The 26619-nt window shown below is 71.1% G+C and carries 21 protein-coding genes; 11 read left to right on the plus strand and 10 right to left on the minus strand.

The window, feature by feature from the left end:
* Positions 1–643: 643 nt before the first annotated feature.
* The gene (locus GGR64_RS08595) at positions 644–937 is read left to right on the plus strand and encodes a DUF2782 domain-containing protein (RefSeq protein ID WP_160946949.1); all 294 of its coding nucleotides are present in this window, start codon (positions 644–646) and stop codon (positions 935–937) included.
* 155 nt (positions 938–1092) lie between these two features.
* On the opposite strand, the gene GGR64_RS08600 is transcribed toward GGR64_RS08595, so the two are convergent.
* The 3 genes from GGR64_RS08600 to GGR64_RS08610 form a co-directional block, all read right to left on the minus strand.
* Entirely contained in the window at positions 1093–1482 is a 390-nt protein-coding gene (locus tag GGR64_RS08600; RefSeq protein WP_160969485.1) for a hypothetical protein, read from the minus strand.
* 600 nt (positions 1483–2082) lie between these two features.
* Positions 2083–2529, minus strand: a complete 447-nt coding sequence (locus GGR64_RS08605) for a universal stress protein (protein ID WP_184645142.1) — start codon at positions 2527–2529, stop codon at positions 2083–2085.
* Between the two features lie 84 nt (positions 2530–2613).
* Positions 2614–3174: a sugar O-acetyltransferase gene (locus GGR64_RS08610; RefSeq protein WP_184645144.1), complete on the minus strand. Its 561-nt coding sequence runs from the start codon at positions 3172–3174 to the stop codon at positions 2614–2616.
* Positions 3175–3380: 206 nt separating this feature from the next.
* Here GGR64_RS08610 and GGR64_RS08615 point away from each other — a divergent pair, with 206 nt between their 5' ends.
* The 5 genes from GGR64_RS08615 to GGR64_RS08635 all read left to right on the plus strand — a co-directional run bounded on the left by GGR64_RS08615 (position 3381) and on the right by GGR64_RS08635 (position 9107).
* The gene (locus tag GGR64_RS08615) at positions 3381–3677 is read left to right on the plus strand and encodes a hypothetical protein (protein WP_260302953.1); all 297 of its coding nucleotides are present in this window, start codon (positions 3381–3383) and stop codon (positions 3675–3677) included.
* 471 nt (positions 3678–4148) lie between these two features.
* Positions 4149–6086, plus strand: coding sequence for a M61 family metallopeptidase (locus GGR64_RS08620; protein WP_184645146.1), 1938 nt, complete (start codon positions 4149–4151; stop codon positions 6084–6086).
* 119 nt (positions 6087–6205) lie between these two features.
* Positions 6206–6946 carry an endonuclease/exonuclease/phosphatase family protein gene (locus GGR64_RS08625; RefSeq protein WP_160969493.1) on the plus strand — a complete coding sequence of 247 codons (741 nt, stop codon included), beginning with the start codon at positions 6206–6208 and terminating at the stop codon, positions 6944–6946.
* Entirely contained in the window at positions 6943–8148 is a 1206-nt protein-coding gene (clsB, locus tag GGR64_RS08630) for a cardiolipin synthase ClsB (RefSeq protein ID WP_184645148.1), read from the plus strand. The genes GGR64_RS08625 and clsB overlap by 4 nt, the downstream gene beginning before the upstream one ends.
* A complete protein-coding gene (locus GGR64_RS08635; protein ID WP_202394914.1) occupies positions 8145–9107 on the plus strand; it encodes a UPF0104 family protein in 963 nt (320 codons plus the stop codon). Before clsB ends, GGR64_RS08635 begins: the two co-directional genes overlap by 4 nt.
* A 262-nt stretch (positions 9108–9369) precedes the next feature.
* On the opposite strand, the gene uvrD is transcribed toward GGR64_RS08635, so the two are convergent.
* Positions 9370–11571, minus strand: a complete 2202-nt coding sequence (uvrD, locus tag GGR64_RS08640; RefSeq protein WP_160969499.1) for a DNA helicase II — start codon at positions 11569–11571, stop codon at positions 9370–9372.
* 70 nt (positions 11572–11641) lie between these two features.
* Complete coding sequence (locus GGR64_RS08645; RefSeq protein WP_184645152.1) at positions 11642–12523, minus strand: LysR substrate-binding domain-containing protein; 882 nt, start codon at positions 12521–12523, stop codon at positions 11642–11644.
* A 171-nt stretch (positions 12524–12694) separates the two neighbouring features.
* On the opposite strand from GGR64_RS08645, the gene GGR64_RS08650 reads away from it, so the two are divergent.
* Positions 12695–14188, plus strand: coding sequence for an MFS transporter (locus GGR64_RS08650; RefSeq protein WP_326520319.1), 1494 nt, complete (start codon positions 12695–12697; stop codon positions 14186–14188).
* Positions 14189–14373: 185 nt separating this feature from the next.
* Here the strand turns inward: GGR64_RS08650 and GGR64_RS08655 are convergent, their stop codons facing one another.
* The 4 genes from GGR64_RS08655 to rpmB form a co-directional block, all read right to left on the minus strand.
* The gene (locus tag GGR64_RS08655) at positions 14374–15798 is read right to left on the minus strand and encodes an FAD/NAD(P)-binding protein (RefSeq protein WP_184645155.1); all 1425 of its coding nucleotides are present in this window, start codon (positions 15796–15798) and stop codon (positions 14374–14376) included.
* Positions 15799–15911: 113 nt separating this feature from the next.
* The gene (gene cls / locus GGR64_RS08660) at positions 15912–17330 is read right to left on the minus strand and encodes a cardiolipin synthase (protein WP_160969507.1); all 1419 of its coding nucleotides are present in this window, start codon (positions 17328–17330) and stop codon (positions 15912–15914) included.
* Between the two features lie 160 nt (positions 17331–17490).
* Positions 17491–17658, minus strand: a complete 168-nt coding sequence (rpmG, locus tag GGR64_RS08665; protein ID WP_169411268.1) for a 50S ribosomal protein L33 — start codon at positions 17656–17658, stop codon at positions 17491–17493.
* A 10-nt stretch (positions 17659–17668) separates the two neighbouring features.
* Positions 17669–17905 carry a 50S ribosomal protein L28 gene (rpmB, locus tag GGR64_RS08670; RefSeq protein ID WP_160969509.1) on the minus strand — a complete coding sequence of 79 codons (237 nt, stop codon included), beginning with the start codon at positions 17903–17905 and terminating at the stop codon, positions 17669–17671.
* A 301-nt stretch (positions 17906–18206) separates the two neighbouring features.
* Between rpmB and GGR64_RS08675 the strand changes: the two genes are divergently transcribed.
* Genes GGR64_RS08675 through GGR64_RS08690 form a run of 4 tightly spaced genes read left to right on the plus strand, consistent with a single transcriptional unit; the run spans position 18207 to position 24271 of the window.
* On the plus strand, positions 18207–18542 hold the full coding sequence (locus tag GGR64_RS08675) for a hypothetical protein (protein ID WP_184645157.1): 336 nt from the start codon (positions 18207–18209) through the stop codon (positions 18540–18542).
* A gap of 56 nt (positions 18543–18598) precedes the next feature.
* A complete protein-coding gene (locus tag GGR64_RS08680; RefSeq protein WP_184645159.1) occupies positions 18599–19852 on the plus strand; it encodes a TolC family protein in 1254 nt (417 codons plus the stop codon).
* Positions 19849–21051, plus strand: coding sequence for an efflux RND transporter periplasmic adaptor subunit (locus GGR64_RS08685; protein WP_184645161.1), 1203 nt, complete (start codon positions 19849–19851; stop codon positions 21049–21051). Before GGR64_RS08680 ends, GGR64_RS08685 begins: the two co-directional genes overlap by 4 nt.
* A gap of 10 nt (positions 21052–21061) precedes the next feature.
* Positions 21062–24271 carry a CusA/CzcA family heavy metal efflux RND transporter gene (locus tag GGR64_RS08690; RefSeq protein ID WP_184645163.1) on the plus strand — a complete coding sequence of 1070 codons (3210 nt, stop codon included), beginning with the start codon at positions 21062–21064 and terminating at the stop codon, positions 24269–24271.
* A gap of 57 nt (positions 24272–24328) precedes the next feature.
* On the opposite strand, the gene GGR64_RS08695 is transcribed toward GGR64_RS08690, so the two are convergent.
* Positions 24329–26143, minus strand: a complete 1815-nt coding sequence (locus GGR64_RS08695; protein ID WP_184645165.1) for a DUF885 family protein — start codon at positions 26141–26143, stop codon at positions 24329–24331.
* Positions 26144–26619: the final 476 nt, after the last annotated feature.

The raw sequence follows: 26619 nt of genomic DNA on the forward strand, positions 1-26619 counted from the left end.
ACGCGGCTGCGCCCGTACCCTCATCCGCCCCTTCGGGGCACCTTCTCCCGACGGGAGAAGGGAGAGCCACAGCCCCTCTCCCACCGGGAGAGGGGTTGGGGTGAGGGTCCGGCGCGAAGCGACGCGCTGACTTGGTCCACGCGGCTGCGCCCGTACCCTCATCCGCCCCTGCGGGGCACCTTCTCCCGACGGGAGAAGGACAAGCCAGAGCCCCTCTCCCACCGGGAGAGGGGTTGGGGTGAGGGTCCGGCGCGCAGCGACGCGTTGACTTGGTCCACGCGGCTGCGCCCGTACCCTCATCCGCCCCTGCGGGGCACCTTCTCCCGACGGGAGAAGGGAGAGCCAAAGCCCCTCTCCCACCGGGAGAGGGGTTGGGGTGAGGGTCGGCGCGAAGCGACTCGCTGACTTGGTCCACGCGGCTGCGCCCGTACCCTCATCCGCCCCTGCGGGGCACCTTCTCCAGAGGGGAGAAGGACAAGCCAAAGCCCCTCTCCCACCGGGAGAGGGGTTGGGGTGAGGGTCCGGCGCAAAGCGACTCGCTGACTTGACCCACAAGCCTGCCATCCGCCCTTGCCATTCGCACACCGCATGCGACTACTCGGCGCATACTCTGCGTCATGTCCTGCCCGTGGAGAACACCGTCATGAAAGCCCTGATCCTGGTCCCGTTGTTGCTGCTGGCGGGCTGCGCCTCCACCGGCCTTGGCCCGGATGGCGCGCCGGTGGACGTACGCGGCGCGGAGACGACCCAACGCAAGATGGAGAACGGCGACACCGTCGACGAGTACCGGGTGGGCGGCCAGTTGCGCATGGTCAAGGTGACCCCGGCGCGCGGCCCGGCCTATTACCTGTACGACCGCAACGGCGACGGCCATATGGAAGTGGACGGCAGCAAGGACAACGTATCGCCGGTGTACTGGAAGCTCTACAGCTGGTGACACATGCCAAGCGCGCTGCAGAACGACAGCGCGAGGCGGCATGCGTGCGCATCCGACGAACGGCCGGATGACAACCGCACACGTCGCAAGCCCGCCGACAGCCCAAACCCGGCGCGGCCAGGCGTATGCGCTGGCCGCAGCCCGACAGCCGCCTCCTAGACGTCGGCGAAGGCCGGAATCGCCGGGAACCCGGCCGGTGCGGTCGCGGTGCCGGCGGTCTTGGTGCCCTTGTGGTACCAGAGGTAGTACGGATAGATGCTGGCCGGCGGGCTCAGGCCCAGGCCCTGGTCGGCCGAGTAGGAACCGTTGTTGGCTGTCACCTTGACCAGCACCGGCAGCGCCTGCTTCTTGAAGGTGGCATCGCAGACGGCGCAGGGAAACGCATCCTGCACGATCAGGTACGGGCCCGCGGCCGCCTTCTTGCCGAGCGCGTTGTAGACGCCGATCTCCGAATGCTGCTGCTTGCCCTGGCCGGTGATCTGGCCTTCGGCGCCGAGTTTCCACTTGCCGCCGTTGACGTAATAGCCTTCGGTGTTGATGGTCATGCACGTTCTCCTCAGTCGTGTGTGGTGAGCGCCGGCGGCGCCGCGCCGATCCATGCGCCGTCGTCCGCCGCGTTCGTGGGCGCATGACAACCGCCACGCTTCCCTTCGAACGCGTGCGGATCCAGGCCTGTGAATGGTCGCGGCGGAACCGGCGGGAACAGCGTCGCCGCGCGCGGCACAGCGGACCATCGGCGCAAGCCTGATCCTGCGGGGAGGGCGCGATGACACGCGCTCGCAGGGAAACGCGGCCGAGAGAAGACGCGCTACGGCGCGACTGGGTCGCGGTCGCGCCATGGCCGCGACGCACGCAATCGACGTCCCTGGGCAGCAGCATGATGCGCGCCGGAAGCAACGCGATCGGTGCTCGGCGACGACAGGAGGCCGGACGCGGCGGAAGCCATGCGTGGGCAATTGCATCGCGGCGGCTTGCGCCACGCCGCGAGGCGTCATTCGCGGTAGCGGTCGCCGGCCTGGTCAACCACCACCTGATCGCTGTGCACGGTGCGCGACGGCGCCGCAGCGCGCCGTGCCGGCAACCACCGAACGCGGGCCTCGAACTTTCAGCGCCCGCACCGCCCCCGGCGTGGGCCGGTCAATGCCTCAGCGGATCACCAGCACCGGCACCTGGCTGTTGGCGAGCACTTCCGCGGTCTGGCTGCCGAGCAGGACCCGGCTCATGCCGCGGCGGCCGTGCGAGGTCATCACGATCAGGTCGCTCTTGCAGGCCACGGCCATGTCGATGATGCCCTCGGCGGCGTAGCGGTCGAGCACGTGGCGGCCGTGCGCGGTCACTCCGGTGGCCGCGGCGGCGGCCAGCGCCGGCGCCAGGATCTTCTGCGCGCCGGCTTCGCGGTCCTGGCGGTATTCGGGGCTGGCCTCGTAGCCCACGCTCCAGCCCATGGCGTCGTACATGCCCATCGCCCACGGCTCGGACACGGTGACGATATCCACCTGCGCGCCGAGCGTGGCGGCGAGCGCCAGTCCCTGCTGCAAGCCCTTGGCGGACAACTCGGAACCATCGATGGCGATCAGGATGCGCTGGTACATGGGATGCTCCGGTGACGCCGCGCGCGGCGGCTGGGAGAGCATTGCACACCCGATCCGCAGCGCCTTCCTTGACCCGGATCAAATTCAGTCGCTGTGCGGCTTCAGCAGGCGTGCCGGATTGCCGGCCACGCGCGCGCCGGCGGGCACGTCGCGGGTGACCACGCTGCCGGCGCCGATCACCGCGTCGTCGCCGATGCGCACGCCCGGCAGTACGATCGCGCCGCCACCGATCCAGACGTTGCGCCCGATCGTCACCGACCGCCCCAGTTCCAGCCCCTCGGCGCGCTGCGCGGCATCGCGCGGGTGATCGGCGGCATAGAATTGCACCGCCGGCCCGATCTGGGTGCCGGCACCGATGTGCACCGGCGCCACGTCCAGGATCACACAGTTGAAGTTGAGGAACACGTCCTCGCCGAGATGGATGTTGTAGCCGTAGTCGCAATGGAACGGTGGCCGGACCACCGCGCCGTGTCCGACCGAACCCAGCCCCTCGACCAGCAGCGCGTGCCGACGCGCCGGCGGCTCGGCCAACGCCGCGTTGTAGCGCAGCATCCAGGCACTGGCCGCGTCCTGCTCGGCCTGCAGCTGCGCATCGTTAGGCCGATAGGCCTCGCCGGCCAGCATCTTCTCTTTCTCGCTTCGCATCCTGCCCTCCCAGGCATCGGTCGAGCCGGCATGATCGCATCGCGCTGCGTAACGGCGCGTAGCCTGGTCACACGGGCCGCGGCGACGTCGTGACCTGCAGGCCACGCCGCATTCACCGTCCAGCAACACATACGCGGCCGATCATCGAACGACCGTGCCGCCCATGCCTGGCCGCGCGGGCTCTCTCCCAGACAAGGCGGTGCGCGATGTCCGAGCGTGTGGAAGCAGGTCAGATGGTCTTCGTCGCCGACGGCGAGGTCGGTGTCGGCGCGGTGCGCGAAGTGCGCGACGGCGGTGCGACGTTCGTCGTCAACATCGAGAATGGCGGCGATTTCGTGGTGCCGTCGAGCGCGGTGCGCGACGTGCATTTCGGCAAGGTGATCCTGGCGGTCGAACATCTGCCGGCGCCGCTGCGCGAGGCGCTGCGGCATCCGCACGCTGCGGAACTGCCGACCTCGACCTATGCCGCCAGCGATCCGAGCGACGGGGCGCTGAAGGACTAGTCGTGCGGCGACACGGACACGGCGGCGTACAGACGATCGACCGCGCCGCCTGGCATCGAACGCATGCCCTTGCCGGGGCATGCCTGTGTCCTCGAGCAAAACGCCGGTTCCATTGAGGGTGTGATCGCTGAGGGCCTGATCGCAGGTTCAATCACCGCGCGGCGCGGCTGCAGCCGCTCTCACAAGACCACGGTCGGCATGGAGGACGCCTTTCGGCGCGATCCGGACGACCGATCGCCCGCGGGCGCCGCTGTGGCCGCGGCGGATCAAGAACAACTCAGTCGCTGGCGATGCAACAGGTCGCCGAGGTCATTTTTGCACCCCGCGCCCCGACCGCCATCAGCCCACCCGGTGCCCGCATGAACGGCATCGCCTGGCGCTTCCGCGGCCAGGCAGACCCGGTACGCCGGCGATGCCGGCAAGTGCTAACGTTCCGCGCTTCCGTACCTCATCTTGCCTTCGGAGCCGCGCATGTCCGCCACCGCTTTCCCCGCCTCCCGTCGCGCCGATCGGGCGCTGGTCCTCGGCATCGGCCTGGCGCTCGCCGGCGCCGCGCAGGCGCAGGTGGTGCGCGCGCCCGACGTGCCGACGCCGCAGGACACGCCCTACTCCGGCACCCTGACCTTGCAGGTGGACGCCGGCGACGTGCGCCAGGGCATCTACCGCGTGCACGAGACCATCCCGGTCAGCGCCGGGCGGCTGACCCTGCAGTACCCGCAGTGGATCCCCGGCGATCATTCGCCGAGCGGCCCGGTGGCGATGCTGGCCGGCCTCACCCTCACCGCCAACGGCAAGCCCCTGCCGTGGCGCCGCGACACCTTCGACGTGTACAGCTTCCACGTCGACGTGCCGCAGGGCGTGAGCGCGATCGACGCCAGCTTCCAGTATCTGTCGCCGCGCGACGACGGTTTCGAGATGACCGACAAGATGCTGCAGCTGGAGTGGAACAAGGTGGCGCTGTACCCGGCCGGCCACGACACCCGCGGCATCACCGTGGCGCCCAGCGTGACCCTGCCGGCCGGCTGGGAGTTCGGCACGGCGCTGGAGACCGCCAGCCGCGACGGCGCCACCACCACCTTCAAGCCGGTGGACTTCACCACGCTGGTCGACTCGCCGATCTACGCCGGGCGCTACTTCAAGCGCGTGGACCTGACCCCGGCCGGCGGCGCGCCGGTGCATCTGGACGTGGTCGCCGACGCGCCGCGGTTCCTGGACATCAGCGCCGAGCAGCTGCAGGTGCACCGCAACCTGCCGGTGCAGGCGATCAAGCTGTTCGGCTCGCACCACTACGCGCATTACGACTTCCTGTTCTCGCTGTCCGACGTGCTCGGCGGCAACGGCCTGGAGCACCACCAGTCCAGCGAGAACGGGCTGGGCGACGATTACTTCAGCGCCTGGGACGAGAACGCACCCGACCGCGACCTGCTGGCGCACGAGTACACGCACTCGTGGAACGGCAAGTTCCGGCGCCCGGCCGACCTGTGGACGCCCACCTTCAACGTGCCGATGGGCGACTCGCTGCTGTGGGTGTACGAGGGCCAGACCCAATACTGGGGCTATGTGCTGACCGCGCGCGCCGGGATGTGGACGCCGCAGCAGTTCCGCGACGCGCTGGCGATGACCGCGGCCAACTACGACCGCAACCGCGCCGGCTTCCGCTGGCGCTCGCTGGAGGACACCACCAACGATCCCACCGCCGCGCACCGCGCACCGCTGCCCTACCGCAGCTGGCAGATGAGCGAGGACTACTACAGCGGCGGGCAGATGGTGTGGCTGGCGGTGGACGCCAAGCTGCGCGCGATAAGCGGCGGGCGCAAGTCGCTGGACGACGTGGCCAAGGCGTTCTTCGGCGTCGACGACGGCAGCTTCGCGGTCAAGACCTATACCTTCGACGACGTCGTCGCCGCGCTCGACGGCGTGGTCCACTACGACTGGGCCGACTACATCAACCGACGCGTGTACCAGGTGGATCCGCCGCTGCTGGAAGGCCTGCAGGCCAGCGGTTGGAAGCTGGTGTACACCGACCAGCCCAGCGTATTCGAGAAGCAGTACGACGGCCGCCACCAGTCGGCGCGGCACCGCTACAACTTCGCCTGGTCGATCGGCCTGGTGATGAACGACGACGCCAGCATCAACGACGTGCTGTGGGACGGCCCGGCGTTCAAGGCCGGGGTCAGCAGTGGCGCCACGGTGCTCGCGGTCAACGGCCAGGACTACTCCCGCGACACGCTCAAGCAGGCCATCGCCGACGCCAAGGGCGGCAGCGCGCCGATCGTGCTGACGCTCAAGTACCAGGGCGGCGTGCGCGACGTGCCGGTGAACTATCACGACGGCCTGCAGTATCCGCACCTGGTGCGGGTCGAGGGCACGCCGGACTACCTGAGCAAGATCATCGCCGCACGGCGCTGAGCACACGCTCGCCGCCGCTGCTGGCAATGCAGCGGCGGCAGGTGCGCGAGGTGACACCGTCACACGCCGCACGCGGACGCTGGCGACAATGGCAGGCGTAATTTCCGTCCTGCCCCGGCATGCCTGCGATCGAGTTGCTGACCATCAATGCGCACATGGGCTTCAGCGTGCTGAAGCAGCGCTTCATGCTGCCGGAGTTGCGCGCGGCGATCCGTGCCCTGCCCGCGGACCTGGTGTTCCTGCAGGAGGTGCTGGGCGAGCATCAGGTGCATGCTGGCCGCCACGCCGACTGGCCGGCGCAGAGCCAGTACGAATTCCTCGCCGATACGCTGTGGCCGCAGTTCGCCTACGGCCGCAATGCGGTGTATCCGCACGGGCACCACGGCAACGCGCTGCTGTCGCGCTTCCCGATCGCCTCCTTCGTCAACCGCGATGTCTCCATCGCCGGCCACGAGCACCGCGGACTGCTGCATGCGGTGCTGGAAATCCCCGGGCATGCCGTGGCGCTGCATGCGATCTGCGTGCACCTGGGCCTGCGCGAGGCGCACCGGCGTCGGCAGATCGGCCTGCTCGGCGCGCTGATCGCCGAACTGCCGGCACAGGCGCCGCTGATCGTCGCCGGCGACTTCAACGACTGGCGCCAGCGCGGGCATCCGCTGCTGCAGCGGCATGGCCTGACCGAGGCCTTCGCGCACCTGCACGGACGCGTGGCGCGCAGCTTCCCGGCGCGTTGGCCGCTGCTGCCGCTGGACCGCATCTACCTGCGCAATGTGCGCATCGAGGCCGCGCGGGTGCTGACCGGCCGCCCGTGGTCGCACCTGTCCGACCACGCCCCACTGCATGCCAGGATCGTGCTGTGAACCGCGCGGCGAACCGCGACACGTGCTGGCGCCAGGGCCACCGCCTGCAGTTGCTGGAGAACGGCGATGCGTATTTCCCGCGCGCCTTCGCCGCGATCGACGCGGCCCGGCGCGAGGTGTTGCTGGAGACCTTCATCTGGTTCGAGGACAAGGTCGGCCTGGCGCTGAAGGACCACCTGGTCGCCGCCGCACGCCGCGGCGTGCGCGTGCACCTGCTGGTGGACGCGTTCGGCTCGCCGGATCTCTCGCCCGGGTTCGTGCGCGAACTGACCGAAGCCGGCGCCGAGCTGCGCCTGTTCGACCATCAGCCGACCCTGCTCGGCGTGCGCCTGAACGTGTTCCGGCGCATGCACCGCAAGCTGCTGGTGGTGGACGGGCGGATCGGCATGATCGGCGGCATCAACTGGTCGGCCGATCACCTGGCCGATTTCGGACCGGAGGCCAAGCAGGACTACGCGGTGGAGGTGCACGGCCCGGTGGTGGCGGACATGGTCGCGTTCGTGCGCCGGACTCTGGCCACCCACGGCACCGGCGCGGGCTGGGCGCCGCAGGCGCAGGTCGATGTGCCGCCCGCCGGCGAGGCCGAAGTGTGCTTCCTGCCGCGCGACAATGCCGGCCGCTCGCGTAGCATCGAGCGCGCTTACCGGCAGGCGTTCCGCGGCGCCCGGCAGGAGATCGTGGTCGCAAATGCGTACTTCTTCCCCGGCTACGGCTTCCTGCGCGACCTGTGCGCGGCCGCGCGCCGCGGGGTGGCGGTGAAACTGATCTTCCAGGGACAACCGGACACGCCGCTGGCGCTGTTCGCCGCACGCGCGCTGTACCGGCATCTGGTCGACGCCGGCGTGCAGATCTTCGAATACTGCGAGCGCCCGTTCCACGGCAAGGTCGCGGTGATCGACGGCCACTGGAGCACGGTGGGATCGAGCAACCTGGATCCGCTGAGCCTGGCGCTGAACCTGGAGGCCAACCTGGTGATCCGCGACGCCGCCTTCGCGCGCGACCTGCATGGGCGCCTGCAGCGGCTGATGCAGCGGCATTGCCGGCAAGTCGTGCCGGCACAGGTACCGCGCGGGCGCTTCTGGCAACCGCTGCTGCGGCCGCTGCTGTTCCACGTGCTGCGCAACGTGCCGCAGTGGGCCAGCCGATTGCCAGCGCGCACGCCGCGCACCGCGGTGCTGCGACGCAATCGGCACGCACCATGAGCCGTGCGCGTCCGCGCTGGCGCATGCTGCGCCGCTTCGCCTATCTGGCCTTCCTGGTGCTGGTGACGGTATTGCTGGTCCGCGCGGCGCGCACGGTGGACTGGGCGCAGGTCGGCACCACCCTGGCCGGCTACGGTACCGGCACCCTGGCCGCCGCGGCCGGCCTGAGCCTGGCCAGCTACCTGCTGTACGGCGGCTACGACCTGGCCGCGCGTCGCTACGCGGCGCATGCGGTGGCGACGCCGCGGGTCATGGCGATCGCGGACATCGCCTACGCCTTCAGCCTGAACATCGGTGCGCTGATCGGCGGCACCGCGATCCGCTACCGCCTGTACGGCCGCGCCGGGTTGGGCCTGGCGACGATCAGTCGCGTCATCGGCTTCGCCATCGCCACCAACTGGATGGGCTATCTGCTGCTGACTGGTGTGCTGCTGGTCAGTGGCCGCCTGCGCATGCCAGCGCAGTGGTCACTGAGTGGTGCGGCGCTGCCGTGGATCGGCGCGGCGATGCTGGCCGCAGTGCTGGCGTATCTGATCGGCTGCCAGCGTGCGCATGGGCACACCCTGCAGGTGCGCGGCCATGTCCTGCACCTGCCGCCGTTGCCGCTGGCCCTGCTGCAACTCGGCCTGGGCACGGGCAACTGGGCGCTGATGGGCGCCCTGCTGTACGTGCTGATGCCGGCCGGTGTCGGCTATACCTCGGTGCTCGGCGCACTGCTGGCGGCGGCCGTGGCCACCGCCATCGCGCACGTGCCGGCCGGTATCGGCGTGCTGGAAGCGGTGGTGCTGCCGCTGCTGGGGTCGCAAGCGCCGCAAGCGGAACTGCTGGCGGCGTTGCTGGCCTACCGCGCCTTCTACTACCTCGGCCCGTTGCTGCTCGCCTGCGCCGGCTACGCAGTGTTGGAGGCGCGGCGACGGCGCGGCGCTCAGGCGCCACCACACGCAGCGGGCACCGACTGACACGGCTGCGGCCAATCGCGTTAGCGGCGGCCCCGGCGAGCTGAAGGCGATCGCGCAGTTCCTTCTCGACTGTGCCGCGGAGATGGAGCGCGTGGGTGCCGATTACGATCATCTGCACCTTTCCGACCACATCGCGCAGTTCGAGACTGCACCGCAGTTCGTGGTGGCTGCCGCGACGTTGGGATGATGCAGTCCGCGCCGGAGCGGTCGGCGGGCGACCTGCGCACCACGCCGCCCCCCGGCATACCACCATCGCCGCGGCCTACAGCACCGTCAGATTGGCGTACGCCATCACCAGCCACTTGGCGCCGGCCTCGTCGAACTGCACCTGCACGCGGGCGTGGGCGCCGCTGCCTTCGTAGTCGATGACCACGCCGCCGCCGAACTTGGGATGCTGCACGTTGGCACCGAGCTTGACCGCCGGCGCCTCGATCACGCCATGCCCCATGCTGCGCGGCGCGCCCAGCGATGCGCTGCGCGAGACCTGCACCTTCGGCCGTACTTCGTGCAGCAGCTCGCGCGGGATCTCGCGCAGGAAGCGCGAGGGCACGTTGTAGTTGTCCTGGCCGTGGATGCGCCGCGATTCGGCATAGCTCAGCACCAGCTTGTGGCGGGCGCGGGTGATGCCGACGTAGGCCAGGCGCCGCTCTTCCTCCAGGCGCCCGCTCTCTTCCAGCGAACGCGCACTGGGGAACAGGCCGTCTTCCATGCCGGCCAGGAACACGATCGGGAATTCCAGGCCCTTGGCCGAGTGCAGGGTCATCAGCTGCACGCCCTCCTCGCCGGCCTGGGCCTGGCCTTCGCCGGCCTCCAGCGAGGCGTAGGCCAGGAACGCGACCAGTTCGGTCATCGCCTGGCGGCCTTCGTCGGCGTCCTCGTCGCCGTCGGCGCGGACGAAGCGCGAGGCCACCGACACCAGTTCGTCGAGGTTGTCGGTGCGCGATTCCGAATCCAGCCCGCCGCGGCTCTCCTTGCTCCAGTGCTCGCGCAGGGTGGAGCGCGCCAGCACCTGGTCGATCTGCTCGGGCAGCGGTAGCCCGGCCACTTCCGCGGCCAGTTGCTCGATCAGGCCCAGGAACTGGCCCAGCGCGTTGCGCGCGCGTGCGGCCAGTTCGCCGCCCTGCTGCGCGGCCTGTTGCGCCGCCGCCCACAGCGACAGCGACTGCGCGCGCGCCAGCCGCCGCACCTCGTCGAGCGTGCGGTCGCCGATGCCGCGCGCCGGCGTGTTCACCGCGCGCTCGAACGCCGCATCGTCGGCACGGTTGGCGACCAGGCGCAGGTAGGCCAGGGTGTCCTTGATTTCGGCGCGCTCGAAGAAGCGCATGCCGCCATAGACGCGGTACGGCACCTGTTCGGCGATCAGCGCCTCTTCGAACGCGCGCGACTGCGCGTTGCTGCGGTAGAGCACCGCCGCCTCGCTGTAGCTGCCGCCGTCGCGTACCCACTGGCGCACGCGCTCGACCACGTAACGCGCCTCGTCCACCTCGTTGTAGGCCGCGTACAGGTCGATCGGCTCGCCGTCGCCCGAATCGGTCCACAGCTGCTTGCCGATGCGGTCGGGGTTGTGCGCGATCACCGCATTGGCGGCGTTGAGGATGTTGGCGCTGGAGCGGTAGTTCTGCTCCAGGCGGATGGTCTGCGCGCTGGGGAAATCGGTGAGGAAGCGCTGCACGTTCTCGACCTTGGCGCCGCGCCAGCCATAGATCGCCTGGTCGTCGTCGCCGACCACGAACACGTGGCCGCTGTCGCCGGCAAGCACGCGCACGAACGCGTACTGGATGGCGTTGGTGTCCTGGAACTCGTCGACCAGGATCTCGCCGAAGCGGGCGCGGTAGTGCGCCAGCAGCGCCGGGGTGTCGCGCAGCAGTTCGTGCGCGCGCAGCAGCAGTTCGGCGAAGTCGACCAGGCCGGCACGGTCGCAGCGCTCCTGGTACAGCGCGTAGGCGCTGCGCAGGGTGGTGACCCACTCGTCGCGCGGCTCCGGCTGGATGTGCTGGGCGCGGCGGCCCTCGTCCTTCTGCTGGTTGATCCACCACACGATCTGCTTGGGCGGGAACTTGCCCTCGTCCAGTTCCAGCTGCTGCACCACGCGCTTGACTAGCCGCAGCTGGTCATCCGAATCGAGCACCTGGAAGCTCTCGGGCAGCTTCGCGTCCTGCCAGTGCAGGCGCAGCAGCCGGTGCGCCAGGCCGTGGAAGGTGCCGATCCACATGCCGCGGCTGCCGTTGCGCAATTGCAGGTCGGTGCGCTGGCGCATCTCGCCGGCCGCTTTGTTGGTGAAGGTGACCGCAAAGATGCCGTGCACCGGCACGCGCTGGACTTCGTTGAGCCAGGCGATGCGGTGAATGAGCACGCGCGTCTTGCCGGACCCGGCGCCGGCCAGGACCAGGTAATGGCCGGGCGGTGCGGAAACGGCCTCGCGCTGGGCGGGGTTCAGATCGTCGAGCAAATGAGAGACATCCACCCGCGCATTTTAGCCGGTGCGGCGGCGCAGCGGCTGCGACAGCGCGCGCCGATCGGCGTGCGGCATCGCCTCAGTCGGCGCGGAACAGCCGCTCGGCGAGGAAATCCACGAACACGCGCAGCTTCGGCGACAGTTGCCGGCTCGAGGGCCACACCACGAAGAACGCGCCCCCGTCGGCCAGGTGCGCGTCCAGGACCGACTGCAGGCGGCCGTCGGCCAGTGCATCTTGCGCAAGGAACGCCGGCATGCAGGCGATGCCCATGCCGGCGATCGCCGCCGCGCGCACCGCTTCCATGTTGTTGCAGGTGAGCACCCCCGGCGGCAGCGGCGCCGGTTCCGCCAGTGGCCAGTCCTGCGGCTTGCCGGTGCCGGGAACGCGGAATAGCACGCCGTCGTGCGCGGCCAACTGCGCCGGGGTCTGCGGCACGCCACGGCGGCGCAGGTACTCCGGCGCGGCACACAGGTGGAAACGGAACGACCCCAGGCGCCGCGCCAGCAGCCGCGAGTCGGCCTGCACGCCGCTGCGGATCACCGCGTCCAGGCCGTGTTCGAGCAGGTCGACCACGCGGTCGTCGAACGCCAGGTCCAGTTCCACGTCCGGATAGCGCTGGCGGAACTCGGGCAGCAGCGGCACCAGGAAGCGGTAGCCGATGGTCGGCAGGCCGACCCGCAGCCGTCCGCGCGGCGCCTGCCGGGTCTGCGCCAGCGCGTCCTCGGCCTCGCGCAGCTCGGCCAGCACGCGCTGGCAATGCTCCAGGAACAGCGCGCCCTCGGCGGTCAACGCGATGCGCCGGGTGGTTCGCTGCAGCAGGCGCACGCCGAGCGCGCGCTCCAGCGCGGCCACGCTCTTGCCCACCGCCGAGGCCGAGATGCCGAGCACGCGGCCGGCGCCGACGAAACTGCGCTGTTCGGCGGTGCGGACGAAGGCAACGATGCCGGTGAGGCGGTCCATGCCGGGATATTAGAGCGTTCCATTCCGCAAAGCGCGGAGGATTGCAGCCTTTTTCGCGGATTGCCGCATCGGTATCTCTAGTGGCATCCCGATCTCGCCGCAAGAGTCGCTCCGATGACCTCCGCTTCAACCTCCGCTTCAACCTCCGCTTCGCCCTCCCGCTCCACTCCCGTGCCGCGCCGCGGCGCCGCCCTGGCCGCGGTGTGCCTGGCCGCCCTGGCACTGCCGCTGAACTTCTCCGGCGGCGCCGTCGCCAGCCCGGCGATCGGCGCGGCCCTGGGCGGCAGCGCGCTGGCCCTGGCCTGGATCACCAACGCGTTCATGCTCAGCTTCGGCAGCCTGCTGCTGGCCGCCGGCGCGCTCGCCGATCGGCATGGACGTCGTCGGGTGTTCCTCGGCGGCCTGGCGCTGTTCGCCACGGCCAGCCTGGGCGTGGCCATGGCCGGCTCGGTCGCGGCGATCGACCTGTGGCGGGCGCTGCAAGGCGTCGGTGCCGCCGCTGCGCTCGCCGCCGGCACCGCGGCGCTGGCGCAGCTGTACACCGGCGCGGCGCGCACGCGCGCGTTCAGCCTGCTTGGCACCACCTTCGGCACCGGCCTGGCGTTCGGCCCGCTGGCCGCCGGCGCCCTGAGCGAACGGCTGGGCTGGCGCGCGATCTTCTTCGGCGTGGCCGTGGTCGCGGCGCTGGCGTGGGCACTGGCCGCGCGTTGGCTGCCCGCCTCGCGCGCTCCGGCCGCCGGGCCGCCCGACCGTGCCGGCGCGCTGTGTTTCAGCGCGGCGCTGGCGCTGTTCACCGCTGGCCTGATCCAGGGCCCGCACAGCGGCTGGGGCAGCGCCGCGACACTGGCCCTGCTCGGTGCCGCCGCACTGCTGCTGCTCGCTTTCGTGCGGATCGAACGGCGCCGCCGCCATCCGCTGCTGGACCTGAGCCTGTTCCGCTACCGGCGCTTCGTCGGCGTGCAGCTGCTGCCGGTCGCCACCTGCTACAGCTATGTGGTGCTGTTGGTGCTGCTGCCGCTGCGCATGATCGGCGTGGATGGCGCGCCGGCCGCCAGCGCCGGCCTGACGCTGCTGGCGCTGTCGGCGCCGATGCTGCTGGTGCCGAGCCTGGCCGCCGCACTGGCGCAGCGCATCGCCCCGGCCTGGCTGTCCGCGGCCGGGTTGGCGGTGGCCGCGGCCGGCCTGTGCTGGCTGGGCGCGCGGCCACCGGCGCAGGCGCTGCCGGCGCTGCTGTTGATCGGCGCCGGCACCGCCCTGCCCTGGGGCCTGATGGATGCACTGTCGGTCAGCGTGGTGCCGACCGAACGCGCCGGCATGGCCGCCGGCCTGTTCGGCACCTTGCGCGTGGCCGGCGAAGGCATCGCGCTGGCCAGCGTGGCGGCCTTGCTGGCGGCGTTGCTGCAAGTGCGGCTGGCCGCGCTTGCGCCGCTGCTGCCGCACGCGGCCCTGGCGGACACCGCACAGCGGCTGGTCGCCGGCGATCTACCGGCATCCTTACAGGAAGGCGCGTTGTCCGCAGCGCAACTGCGCTTGGCCTACGCCGCGGCCTTCGGCACGCTCACCCGGGTGCTGGCGGCGATCACCGCGCTGGCGGCGATCGCGATCTGCGGGCTGCTCGGGCGCACGCCGCAGGACGCGGTGGAGGGAAGCCGCGGATCGCGATAGGAGCCCCGCCTGCAGGACCGGCAATGCCGGTCGCGGCTAGAAACGACGCGAAGGTCCTGTCCCTGTAGGAGCGGCTTCAGCCGCGACGGGCTTTCCCGAAATCCCGGGTCGCGGCTGAAGCCGCTCCTACAAAAGGAGGTCGCGGCTGCGCCGCGCGCAACCGCGGCCGGCATGCGCCGCGGCGCTCAATGCACGGCGGCGACCGGCAACTCCAACGTCAGCAAGGCTTGCGCGGTCTGCTGCGCCTGCACCCGCAGCTCGGGGATCGCCAGGCTTTCCCACAAGCTGCCGATGCGCAGGCTGCCGAGCACGCGGATGCGTGGCGTGGCGCGGCCGTCAGCGTCGAGCAGCGCCCCGTCGGCGGCGCTGCCCACGCCGATGCCGTGCGGCCCCGGCTGCGCATGGCCGCAGCCGAGCAACTGATGCAGCAGCGGATTGCGCATGGTCTGCGCGCGCAGTTCCACGCCAGTGGCGTTGATCACGCAGTGCGCATCGAGCTGCAGCGGCGCGCCATCGGCGCCCATGCCGTTGACCTGCACGCAGGCGCCGACCGGGAACACCGTGTCCAGCCGCGCGCGGTGCAGGCGCAACTGGCCGACTTGGCGCATCGCCTGCAGTTGCGCGAAGACCGGTGCGGCGATGCGATGGCGGTGCACGTCCCAGTAGCGCACCACGTGGCGCAGGAAGCGGCGCTGCTCGGCCACCGACAGCGATTGCCACAGCGCCTGGCTCAGCGGCCGCACCCGGTCCATCACGCTCTGCCAGGGCTGGCCTTGCGCCTGCGCCGCGGCGGCGTGGCGGCGCAGCGCGCGCATCCGCTGGCGCAGCGGCATCGCCAGCAGCGCCTGCGCATCGAAGTCGGCTGGCGCGCCATGCGCAGCGTGCGGCAACGGCAGCAACGCATGCCGCGACACCACGTGCACCGGGCCACGGTGCGCGTTGGCCAGCAGGGTCAGCACGCTGTCGGCCATGCTCAGCCCGGAGCCGACGATGCACACCGTCGCCTCACGCGGAATCGCCTGCAACTGCGCGTAATCCCACGCCTCCACTCGCGCCGGCGCATCGAGACTGGGGGCGCCGCGCGCCGGCAGCGGGCGCAGGCTGTTGCCCAGCGCCAGCACGGTGGCGCCGGCATGCAACTGGCCACCCTCGTGCAACTGCAGGCGTTGTCCGCCCGTCGGCTGCGGGTGCAACGCCAGCACCCGCGCCTGGCGCCATTGCAGACGCGCCGGCCCGGCGGCCTGCGCCTGCAGCAGGCGCGCGCGCAGATAGGCGGCGTAATGGCGGCGCTGCACGTAGGCCTCGGCCAGTGCGGCGCGCGACAGCTGCGGATACAGCGCCTGCTGCTGCAGCCAGTCGAGGAAATCGTCGGGCGCCTCGACGAAGGCGCTCATGCGCCCGGCCGTCACGTTCAGCAGGTGCTCGGCGCAGGGCGTCGCATAGGCCACGCCCTGCGCCAGCGCCGGCTGCGACTCGATCAGTTGCACGCGCAGCGCGGTGCCGGCCCGGCGCAGCAACTGCAACGCGACCAGTACGCCGGCCGCGCCGCCGCCGACGATGGCGATATCGCAGTCGGCGTCGGCCGGTTCGCTGGGCACAAGCTCATTCATGCGGCGATTGTAAGGGAAGCCCCCACCGGCCCGGCCCGTGGCTGAGAACCGTCGCGCATGTGCCGGCACCGATCGCGCATGAGCGCGTCATGCGCCTGTCATCGGCATGCGCTTCACATCAGCGCATCGGCCAGGCGCGCGATACCTTCGCGGCTGCGTCGCCAGGCCGGCCGCTTGCGCCAGTCCTGCAGCGTCAGCACCCGCGCATCGGCCAGGTAGTCGGCTTCCACCGCGCGCAGCCGCTGCACCACCGCGGCGCTGTAGCAGAGCATGCCGACCTCGGCGTTCAACGCGAACGAACGGATGTCCAGGTTAATCGACCCGACCAGGGCGATGCCCTCGTCCACGCTCAGGTGCTTGGCGTGCAGGAAGCACGGCCGGTACAGCGCGATCTTGACCCCGCTGCGCAGCAACTCGTCGTAATAGGCCTCCTGCGCCCAGGCGGTGAGCCGCTGGTTGTTGCTCTCGGACACGATCAATTGCACGTCCACCCCGGACAGCGCGGCGATGCGCAGCGCGCTGAGCGTGGCCTCGTCCGGCACGAAGTACGGCGTGACCATGACGATGCGCCGCCGCGCCAGGTGGATCAGCGCGTTGACCGTGTCGCGCGCGTTCTCGAACGGGTACGCCGGCCCGCTGGGCAACAATTGCGTGGCGACGCCGCCGCCGTGGATGGAGGCCGGGGCGACCACGCTCAGGCGCTGCCCGGTCTCGATGAACCAGTCGCTGGCGAACACCGCTTCCAGATGCGCCACCACCGGCCCCTGCACCCGCGCCACCAGTTCGCGATTGGGATGGCCGGGGACGAACTGCGGCTCGGCCAGGTTCTGCGAACCGATGTAGCCGACGCGGTTGTCGATCACCGCGATCTTGCGATGGTTGCGCAGATCCATGCGGCCGCTACGGCGCCAGCGCAGCCCGCCCGGCAACAGCGCCTGCACCTCGACCCCGGCCGCGTGCAGGCGCCTGCGGTAGCGGCACAGGCCACGACGACCGCCGCGCGCATCCAGCAGCAACCGGCAGTGCACGCCACGCGCGGCGGCGCGCAGCAACGCGGCGCTCACCGCATCGCCGACCGCGTCGTCGAACATCAGGTAGTACAGCAGGTGCACGCGCTCGACCGCCGCGTCGATGTCGTCGATCAGCGCCTGCAGCGAGGACGCATAGCGGTCGAGCAGCTCGACGCTGTTGCCGTGGGTCGGCATGAAGTCGCCCTGGCGCTCGACCAGCGGCACCACCTCGGCGACCACGGTGTCGGCCGGCGGCGCCCAGCGCAGCGCGGTCAGCGGCACCTGCTGCTCGCGGATGACCTGCGAGGCCAGCGCCTGGCGGCGGATGCGCTCGCGCGACAGCCAGGGGTGACCGAGCAACAGGTACAGCGGCAGCCCCAGCAACGGCACGAAGCCCACCAGCAGCAGCCAGCTGCGCGCCGCGCCCGGCGTGGTGCGGGTGGGGATCCACAACAGCGCCACCAGCCGGATCAACCAGTCCAGCGCCAGCAGCCACGTGCCTTCCAACCAGACCGGCAGCATCGCGATCCTCGCAACCCAGGTCGCCCGATTCTGCGGACTGCGCCGACAAACGCAACCATGGCCGCATCAACGGCGGGTTTTTCCATGCCCCCAGACGCACGAAACCCGCCTTGCGGCGGGTTCCGTGTCCAGCGTGAGCAGCGATCCGAGGATCAGCCGATCACTTAATCTTGCCTTCCTTGTACAGGACGTGCTTGCGCACGACCGGATCGTACTTGAGGAATTCCATCTTCCCCGGGGTGTTCTTCTTGTTCTTGTCCGTGGTGTAGAAGTGGCCAGTACCGGCCGAGGAAATCATACGGACCTTATCGCGCTTGCCTGCCATGATGCTCTACTCCTCAGACCTTTTCGCCGCGCGCACGCAGCTCAGCCAGAACGCTGTCGATGCCGTTCTTGTCGATGGTGCGCAGCGCGTGCGCGGAAACCTTCAGCTTGACCCAGCGGTTCTCGCTGGCGACCCAGAAGCGGCGCTCGTGCAGGTTGGGCAGGAAGCGACGACGGGTTCTGTTGTTGGCGTGGGAGACGTTGTTACCCGTCTGCACACGCTTGCCGGACACTTGGCATACGCGGGACATTGCGCACCTCGATAGTAGTTTGAGTCGCCCATAGCCTGGGAGACGGCGGCCCCGGCAGCCTTGCGGCCACCACGCGACGTGGGAAATCAAGCGGTTACGCTGCAAGAGGCCGGCCGGAGATCGCGCATCCGGCCGCCGTTCCGACCGGAGCCGGGCACAGCGAGCCGCGCATTATGCAGGCGATCAAGCACTTGTGCAAGTTGTCCACAGGGGCCGGGCACGATGTGCGGGTCCGGGCCGCTGGACCGAGCAGGCGTTGCTATTGTATCCGGCCGAATCGGCTTGCTAGCCTGCCCCGGTCATGCGCCGCCTGTTCCGACCACTGCGTACCTCCCTGCTGCTGCTGCTGGCGGCATTCGTGGTCGTGCCGGTGGCCGATGCGCTGGCCTGCGCGCTGGAGCCGGAGTCCGCCGACGCCGTGCACACGCCCGCCGCGGCGCATGCCGATGGCGACGACAGCGACGGCAAGCACGCCGGCAGCTGCAGCCACAATCATTGCCACCACTCGAATCTGAGCCTGCCGGCGAGCACCCTCGCCATGCTCGGCGCGCCACGACCGGCGCGCTGGATGCAGGCCGGCGAGGCCGCACCCGACGGTCTCGTCCAGGACGGATTGAAGCGACCTCCCCGGGCGTGAGTTGAGCGTGTCCCGCGATCGCGGGTTTCCGTTTCCCTCACCTCTGGAATTTCTTCATGTCGACTCCGACACGTCGGCCGCCGCGCGCGGCCGGGCGGGTCGTCGCCGTGCTGCTGGGCCTGGCCCCGGCCGCGCTGGCGATGGCGCAGACCGCCCCTTCCTACGACACCTTGCTCGAACGCCTCGACCAGTTGCCCGGCACCCGCGTGGGCGCGGCGCTGGCCGAGGCCGCAGACGCACGCGCCGAACAGGCCCGTGCGCTGCCCAACCCGTCGCTGTCCTACTCCACCGAAAACGCCTGGGGCACCGGCGCCTATGCCGGCACGGGCCGGGCCGAAACCACGCTCAGCCTGTCGCAGCCGCTGGAGCTCTGGGGCCAGCGCGGCGCACGCGTGCGCGCGGCACGCGCCGAGGCCGACAGCGCTGCGTTGCGCGGCGCGCAGAGCCGCAGCGATGCCGCCGGCGAACTGGCGCTGGCCTACGCGCAGGCGGAGGCCGCGTTGCGCCGCGCCGCCCTGGCCGAACAGGCGCTGGCGCTGACCCGCGACGATGCGGCGGCGATGGCCGCGATGGTCGCGCAGGGCCGCGAGCCGCAACTGCGTGCGGTGCAGGCGCGCAGCGAGGTGGCCGATGCCAGCGCCGCCGTGGACGAGGCGCAGGCATTCCGCGACGCGGCGCTGGCGCGCCTGGCCGCGATCGCCCTGCTGGAGACGCCGGTGCAGTCCATCGACGCCGGCCTGCTCGACCGCGCGCCCCCACTGCCGCGCGCGCGTGAGGCGGCGGCGCTGCCGGTGCGCATCGCCAGCGCCGAGGCCGAGGCCGCCGCACGCCTGGTCGAGGTGGAGCGCAAGCGCGCCCTGCCCGACCTGAGCCTGACCGCCGGGCAGACCCGCTTCCGCGAGGACCGCGCCCACGCCTACACGCTCGGCGTCAGCCTCAGCGTGCCGCTGTTCGACCGCAACCGCGGCGGCATCCGTGCCGCCAGCGCCGAACAGCGCGCGGCCGAGGCGCGGCTGGACCAGCAACGCCGCGCCAGCGCCGCCGACCGCCTGGCCGCGCTCGCCACGCTGAAGGCCGCCGGTAGCCGCACGCGCGCGGCCGACGACGGCGTGGCGGCCGCGGAGGAGGCCTATCGCCTGGCCCGCATCGGCTTCGATGCCGGGCGCATCGCACAACTGGAACTGCGCAGCACCCGTGCTGCGCTCATCGCCGCCCGCGGCATCGCCGTGGACGCCCGCCTGGCGCGGGTCACGGCAGAAATCGAGCTGGCCCGCCTGGAAGGGCGCGCGCCGTTCATGGAGGTCCAATGAACCTGTCCAGTCCGATCTTCCGCGCCGGCTGCCTGCTGCTGGGGCTCCTGCTGGCACTGCTGCTGGCCGCGTGCGCCGGCGACAAGCAGGCCGCCCCGGCGGCCGACGATGCCCACGGCCATGGCACTGAACGCGAGGACGCCGCGCGCGAGCGCGCCGACACGCCCGATGCCGATGCCGATGCCGATGCCGGCGATACGGTAGGGCTGACCCCGCAGCAACGCGCCGCATCCGGGATCGAGGTGGTCGCGGTCGGCCGCGGCGGTGGCGCATCGACCCGCCTGGCCGGCCGGGTCGAACCGGCGGTGGGCGCGCGCGCCGCGGTGGCGGCGAGCATCACCGGCCGCGTCGAGCGCGTGCTGGTCGCGCCCGGCAGCACGGTGCGCCGTGGGCAGCCGCTGGCGATCGTGGTCAGCGGCGAGGCCGCGGTGTTCCGCGCCAATGCGCTGGCCGCCAGCGCCGAGGCCGAGGCCGCGCGGCTGGCGCATGCGCGCGACCAGACCTTAGTCGCGCAGGGCGTGGTCGCCCGCCAGGAGCTGGAAAGCTCGCATGCGCGGGCCGTGGCGGCGCGTGCGCAGGCCGCGGCGGCACAGGCGCAGGCTGCGGCCAACGGCGCGCCCGACGCCAGCGGCCGCGTGCGCATCGTCAGCCCGCTGGACGGGCGGGTCGGCGCGGTGCAGGTCACCCCGGGCAGCGTGGTCGCGGCCGGCAGCGTGGTGGCCGAGGTCACCGATCCGGCCATGAACGAACTGGTGTTCGCCGCGCCGCCGGCACTGGCGGCGCAGGTCGCACCGGGGACGACGCTGGAGGTGAGCGCGCCAGGCGCCAGTTTCGCCGCCACGGTCACTGCGGCGACCGCCGACCTGCGCGCCCCGGGCGGTGCCGCGGTGATCCGCGCCATGCCGGTCACCGCGCCGCTGCCGCCGGCGGGGTCGCCGGTGTCGGCGGTGGTCGTCACCGAAGGCCAGGACACCGCGCTGAGCGTGCCGGCCGACGCGGTGCAGACCGTGGAAGGCCGCAGCGCGGTGTTCGTCGCCGTCGCCGAGGGCTTCCGCGCCCAGCCGGTGCTGACCGGACGCCGCGCCGGCGACCGCATCGAGATCCTCGACGGGTTGCTCGGCAGCGAACGCATCGCCGGCCGCAACGCCTTCCTGCTCAAGGCCGAACTGGCCAAGGGCGACGCCGAGCACGGCCACTGAGGAGGCGACCATGTTCACTCTCATCATCGACACCGCGGTGCGCCTGCGCTGGCTGGTGCTGTTCCTGGCCGCGCTGATCGCCGGCTGGGGCCTGTACCAGTTGGGCCGGCTGCCGATCGACGCGGTCCCGGACATCACCAACCGCCAGGTGCAGCTCAACACCGTCGCCCCGGCGCTGACCCCCGAGCAGATCGAACGCCAGGTGACCTATCCGCTGGAGACGGCGCTGGCCGGCATTCCCGGCTTGGTCACCACGCGCTCGCTGTCGCGCAACGGCTTCTCGCAGGTCACCGCGATCTTCAGCGACGCCACCGATCTGTACTTCGCCCGCCAGCAGGTGGCCGAGCGCATGCGCGAGGCGGCCGAGGATCTGCCCGACGGCGTGACGCCGCGGCTGTCGCCGGTGACCACCGGCCTGGGCGAGGTGCTGATGTGGACGGTGGACTTCACCGCGTTCGACCCGGCCCGGCTGGCGCGGCCGGGCGCCGCGGGCTGGCAGGCCGGCGGAATCTACTGCACGCCGGAAGGCGAACTGCTGCGTACGCCGCAGGAACGCGCCACCTACCTGCGCACCGTACAGGACTGGATCATCGCGCCACAGATGCGCTCCAGCCCGGGCCTGGCCGGGGTCGACACGATCGGCGGCTACGTCAAGGAATACGCCGTGCATCCGGACACCGCGCGGCTGGCCGCGCATGGCCTGGGCCTGGCCGATCTGGTGACGGCCCTGCAGCGCGCCAACGTGCAGGCCGGCGCCGGCTTCGTGCAGCGCGCCGGCGAAGGCCTGGTGGTGCGTGCCGACGGCCTGGCGCTGGGCGCCGACGATCTCGCGCAGGCGCCGGTGGCCACCCGCAATGGCGTGGTGATCCGTGTGGCCGACGTGGCCGAGGTCGCAACCGGCCGCGCACCGCGCCTGGGCGCGGCCAGCCGCAACGGCCACGAGGCGGTGCTGGGCACGGCGTTGATGCTCGCCGGCGACAACAGCCGCACCGTGGCGCAGGCCGCGGCCGCGCGCTTGCAGCAGGTCAACGCCACGCTGCCGCCGGACATCGTCGCCATGCCGGTGCTGGACCGCAGCGTGCTGGTCAACGCCACCATCCGCACGGTGGCCAAGAACCTCACCGAAGGCGCGTTGCTGGTGGTGGTGGTGCTGTTCCTGCTGCTGGGCAACCTGCGCGCGGCGGCGATCGCCGCGCTGGTGATCCCGTTGTCGTTCCTGTTCGCGGTGATCGGCATGCAGCGCTTCAGCATCAGCGGCAACCTGATGAGCCTGGGCGCGCTGGACTTCGGCATCCTGGTCGACGGCGCGGTGATCGTGGTCGAGTCGACGCTGCTGCTGTTGGGCCAGCGCCGCGCCGCGCTGGGCCGCGCCCTCACCGCGGCCGAGCGCCTGGGCGTGGCGGCCGAGGCGGCACGCAAGATGGCGCGGCCGGCGGCGTTCGGGCAGTTGATCATCCTGCTGGTGTTCGCGCCGATCCTCACCCTGGAGGGCGTGGAGGGCAAGACGTTCCAGCCGATGGCGGCGACCTTCATGCTGGCCCTGGTCGGCGCGTTCCTGTTCTCCTTCACCTTCGTGCCGGCGATGGCCGCGCTGCTGGTGCGCGAGCCGACCCCGCGCGCCGATGCAGCCCCGGACCACGCCGGCGAGCACGAGACCTGGTTGATCGGCCGGCTGCGGCGGCGCCTGCAACCGCTGATCGGCGGCGCGGTCGCGCGTCCGCGCACGGTGGCCGCTGGCGTGGCGCTGATGGGCGTGCTCGGCGTCGGCGCATTCACGCTACTGGGCCGCGAGTTCATGCCGACGCTGGACGAAGGCAACGTGGCGATGCAGGCGTTGCGCGTACCCTCGACCTCGCTGGAGCAGTCGCTGGCGATGCAGCTGGCACTGGAGACGGCCATCGCCCAGCAGCCTGAGGTGGCGGCGGTGTTCTCGCGCACCGGCACCGCCGAGGCGGCGATCGACCCGATGCCGACCAACATCTCCGACAGCGTGATCATGCTGAAGCCACGCGCGCAGTGGCCCGATCCGGCATTGCACAAGGAAGCGCTGGTGGAACGCCTGGAACAACTGGCGGGGCAGCAGCTGGGCAACGGCGTGGAATTCAGCCAGCCGATCGAATTGCGTTTCAACGAGTTGATCTCCGGCGTGCGTACCGACCTGGCGGTGATGGTGTTCGGCGACGACATGCAGCGCCTGCGCGCCACCGCCGACCAGGTGGCGCTGAAACTGCGTGCGGTGCCCGGCGCCGCCGACGTGCGGGTGGAACAGGTCGCCGGCCTGCCCACGCTCAACGTGCGCATCGACCACGTCGCGGCCGCGCAACTCGGGCTGACCGCGGCCGACGTCAGCGAGGCGGTGAGCACCGGCATCGGCGGCGCCGCGGCCGGGCGGATCTTCGAGGGCGACCGCCGCTTCGACGTGGTGGTGCGGCTGGACGACGCCGCGCGCAACGATCCGGACCAGCTGGCCGCACTGCCGATCGCCACGCCGGCCGGGCAGGTGATTCCGTTGTCCTCGGTGGCGCGGATCGACGTCAGCGAAGGACCGAACCAGATCAGCCGCGACAACGGCAGCCGCCGCGTGGTGGTGCAGGCCAACGTGCGCGGTCGCGACCTGGGCGGCTTCGTCGCCGCAGCGCAGGCGGCGGTGGCCGAAGTAGCGCTGCCGCCGGGCGCCTACCTGCGCTGGGGCGGGCAGTTCGAGAACCTGCAGCGCGCCGAACGTCGCCTGGCGATGGTGGTGCCGGTGGTGTTCCTGCTGATCGGCAGCCTGCTGTTCATGGCTCTGCGCAACGCCAGGGAAGCGTTGCTGGTGTTCGGCTGCGTGCCGCTGGCGCTGGTCGGCGGCATCCTCGCCCTGCTGCTGCGCGGCATGCCGTTCTCGGTCTCGGCGGCGGTCGGCTTCATTGCCGTGTCCGGCGTGGCGACCTTGAACGGGCTGGTGTTGATGCAGGCCATCGGCGAGCGCCGCCAGGCCGGCGAGGCGCCGTGGCAGGCGGCGATCGACGGCGCGGCCAGCCGCCTGCGCGCGGTGCTGACCACCGCGCTGGTGGCGATCGTCGGCTTCCTGCCGATGGCCATCGCCAGCGGCGCCGGGGCGGAGGTGCAGAAACCGCTGGCGACGGTGGTGATCGGTGGACTGCTCACCGCCACCGCGCTGACCCTGCTGGTGCTGCCGACGTTCGCCGCGCGCATCGCCGGGCCGCGCGTGGCCGGCTGATCCCGCACAGGCTGGCGCGCTTCCCGCGGGAAGCGGCGCCGGCCCGCGCGGCGGCCGTCAGGCCTTCTTCTTGCGCGCGGCGATGTAGGCGCGGATCTGCTGCTGCAACACCGGCAGCGGCACCGAACCCTGCTGCAGCACCGCGTCGTGGAAGGACTTGATGTCGAAGTCCGGGCCGAGTTCGCGCTCGGCCTCGGCGCGCAGGTCGAGGATGGTCAGCTCGCCGAGCTTGTAGCTCAGCGCCTGGCCCGGCCAGGAGATGTAGCGGTCGACCTCGGTGGTGACCTCGTGCTCGCTGAGCGCGGTGCGCTCGCGCAGATAGGCCTGCGCCTGCGCGCGGGTCCAGCCCTTGTGGTGCACGCCGGTATCGATCACCAGGCGGCAGGCGCGCCACATCTCGTAGCTGAGCCGGCCGAAGTCCTCGTAGGGCGTGGCGTAGATGCCCATCTCCTTGCCCAGCTTCTCGGTGTACAGCGCCCAGCCCTCGCCGTAGGCGGAGATGTAGTTCTCGCGGCGGAACGCCGGCTGCGCGCCCTGTTCCTCGGCCAGCGCGCCCTGCAGCGAATGGCCCGGCGAGGATTCGTGCAGGGTCAGCGCCGGCAGGTTGTACAGCGGCCGCGACGGCAGGTCGTAGGTGTTGAGCCAGTAGGTGCCGACACCACCGCGGCCGGCGGTCCAGAACGGGGCGATGTCCGCCGGCACCGGCACGATGGTGAAGCGCCCGCGCGGCAGCGTGCCGATGAACTTGCCGACCTCGCCATCCACCCGCTTGGCGATCCACGCGGCGCGATCGAGCAGCTCCTGCGGGGTCTTCACGTAGAACTGCGAATCGGTGCGCAGGAACTGCAGGAACGCCGGGAAGGTCTTCTGCCCGGCCGGCGCCTGGAAGCCGACCTGCTGGATGATCGCGTCCATCTCCTTCTGGATCCGCGCCACCTCGCGCAGGCCGAGCTGGTGGATCTGCTCGGGATCCATGTCCAGCGTGGTGTACTCGCGGATCTGCTGGCGGTAGAAGGCCTTGCCGTCGGGCAGGGCTTCGGCGGCCAGCGTGGTGCGCGCCTGCGGCATGTACTCCTGGCGATAGAAGGTCAGCAGCTGCGCGTAGGCCGGGATCACCTTGTCGCGCAGCGCCGCCTGCGCCTGCGCGCGCAGCTGCGCCTGCTCGGCGGCGGGAATCTGCGCCGGCATCTGCTTGAACGGCGTGTACAGCACCGCCGCGGTCGGATCCTTCAGTTCGGCCACATTGGCGATGGCGCCGTCGCGGCCATCGAGCACCGCACGCGGCACGCTGAAGCCGCGCTTGAGCCCGGCGCGCATGTTGTCGGTCTGCTGCGCGAAGTAGCGCGGCACGTCCTCCAGCCGCGCGATGTAGGCGCGGTACTCGTCTGCAGTGCGCAGATTGCGTCGGGCCATGAACGCCAGGTCCGACCAGAACGCGCTGTCGGAGTTGAACGGCATCTCGTAGGCGCGCAGCCGCACCGAGGCGGCCAGGTTCTCCACCTGCGGCCGGTACACCGCCAGGTTCACCTGGTTCTCCGGCGAAAGCTGGGCCGCATCGAGCGTATCCAGCTGCCGCAGCACGTCCTCCCACACCTTCAAGCGCGCTGCCTGCGCGGCGGCGCCGACGTCGGGCAGACGGCGGTTGTCGCCGCTGCTGTCGCTGTCCTCGTCGGCCTGGCCGAGCTGCGCCTGGCGCCAGGCCCACTCCTTCTCGTAGATGGCCTGGAAGCGTGCATCGGCGGCGCTGGCAGCGGCCGTGGCCGGCGCTGCGCCGGACGTCGGCGACGCCGGCGGTGCGGCCAGCGCGGGCGCAGCGACGGCGAGCGCGAGCAGCAGGGAAGCGGCCAGTGGGGTCTTGGCGAACATCGGCATGGGCGGCACACGGCAGGAACGGATCGTCGATCATCGCATCCCCACCCTGCTTGGCGGGTGGGCCGGAAGTCCTGTGTGGAGCGATGATGCAGTGACGGCGTAAGGTATCTGATAACCCGCTCTTTGCCGGAACCAACGTGGCATGTCGTCATTCGTAGGAGCGGCTTCAGCCGCGACGGGCGTTACCGACAATGCCGGTCGCGGCTGAAGCCGCTCCTTGTATCTGGACCTGGCGCCCTTAAACAGGCGTCATGTCTTCCGACTGATCATCGGAGGAGGTGTGGGAAGTCCAGTCGCTCCTGAAGCTTAGAGCTTGCATCGTAGATCGGCTCCCCTCTCCACATGCTGGCCCTTGGGTGTCCGAACGGTATCCAGAGTCCGCCCCCGGCGTGAACTCGCATCGACAAGGCAGGACCGGGCACAGCGCCGATCATGACCCTGACACGATGGAGGAATCGCGTATGTCTCCCGTCATC

Origin of the sequence: Xanthomonas sp. 3307, assembly GCF_014199735.1 — a bacterium.
GTDB classification, from domain to species: domain Bacteria; phylum Pseudomonadota; class Gammaproteobacteria; order Xanthomonadales; family Xanthomonadaceae; genus Xanthomonas_A; species Xanthomonas_A rydalmerensis.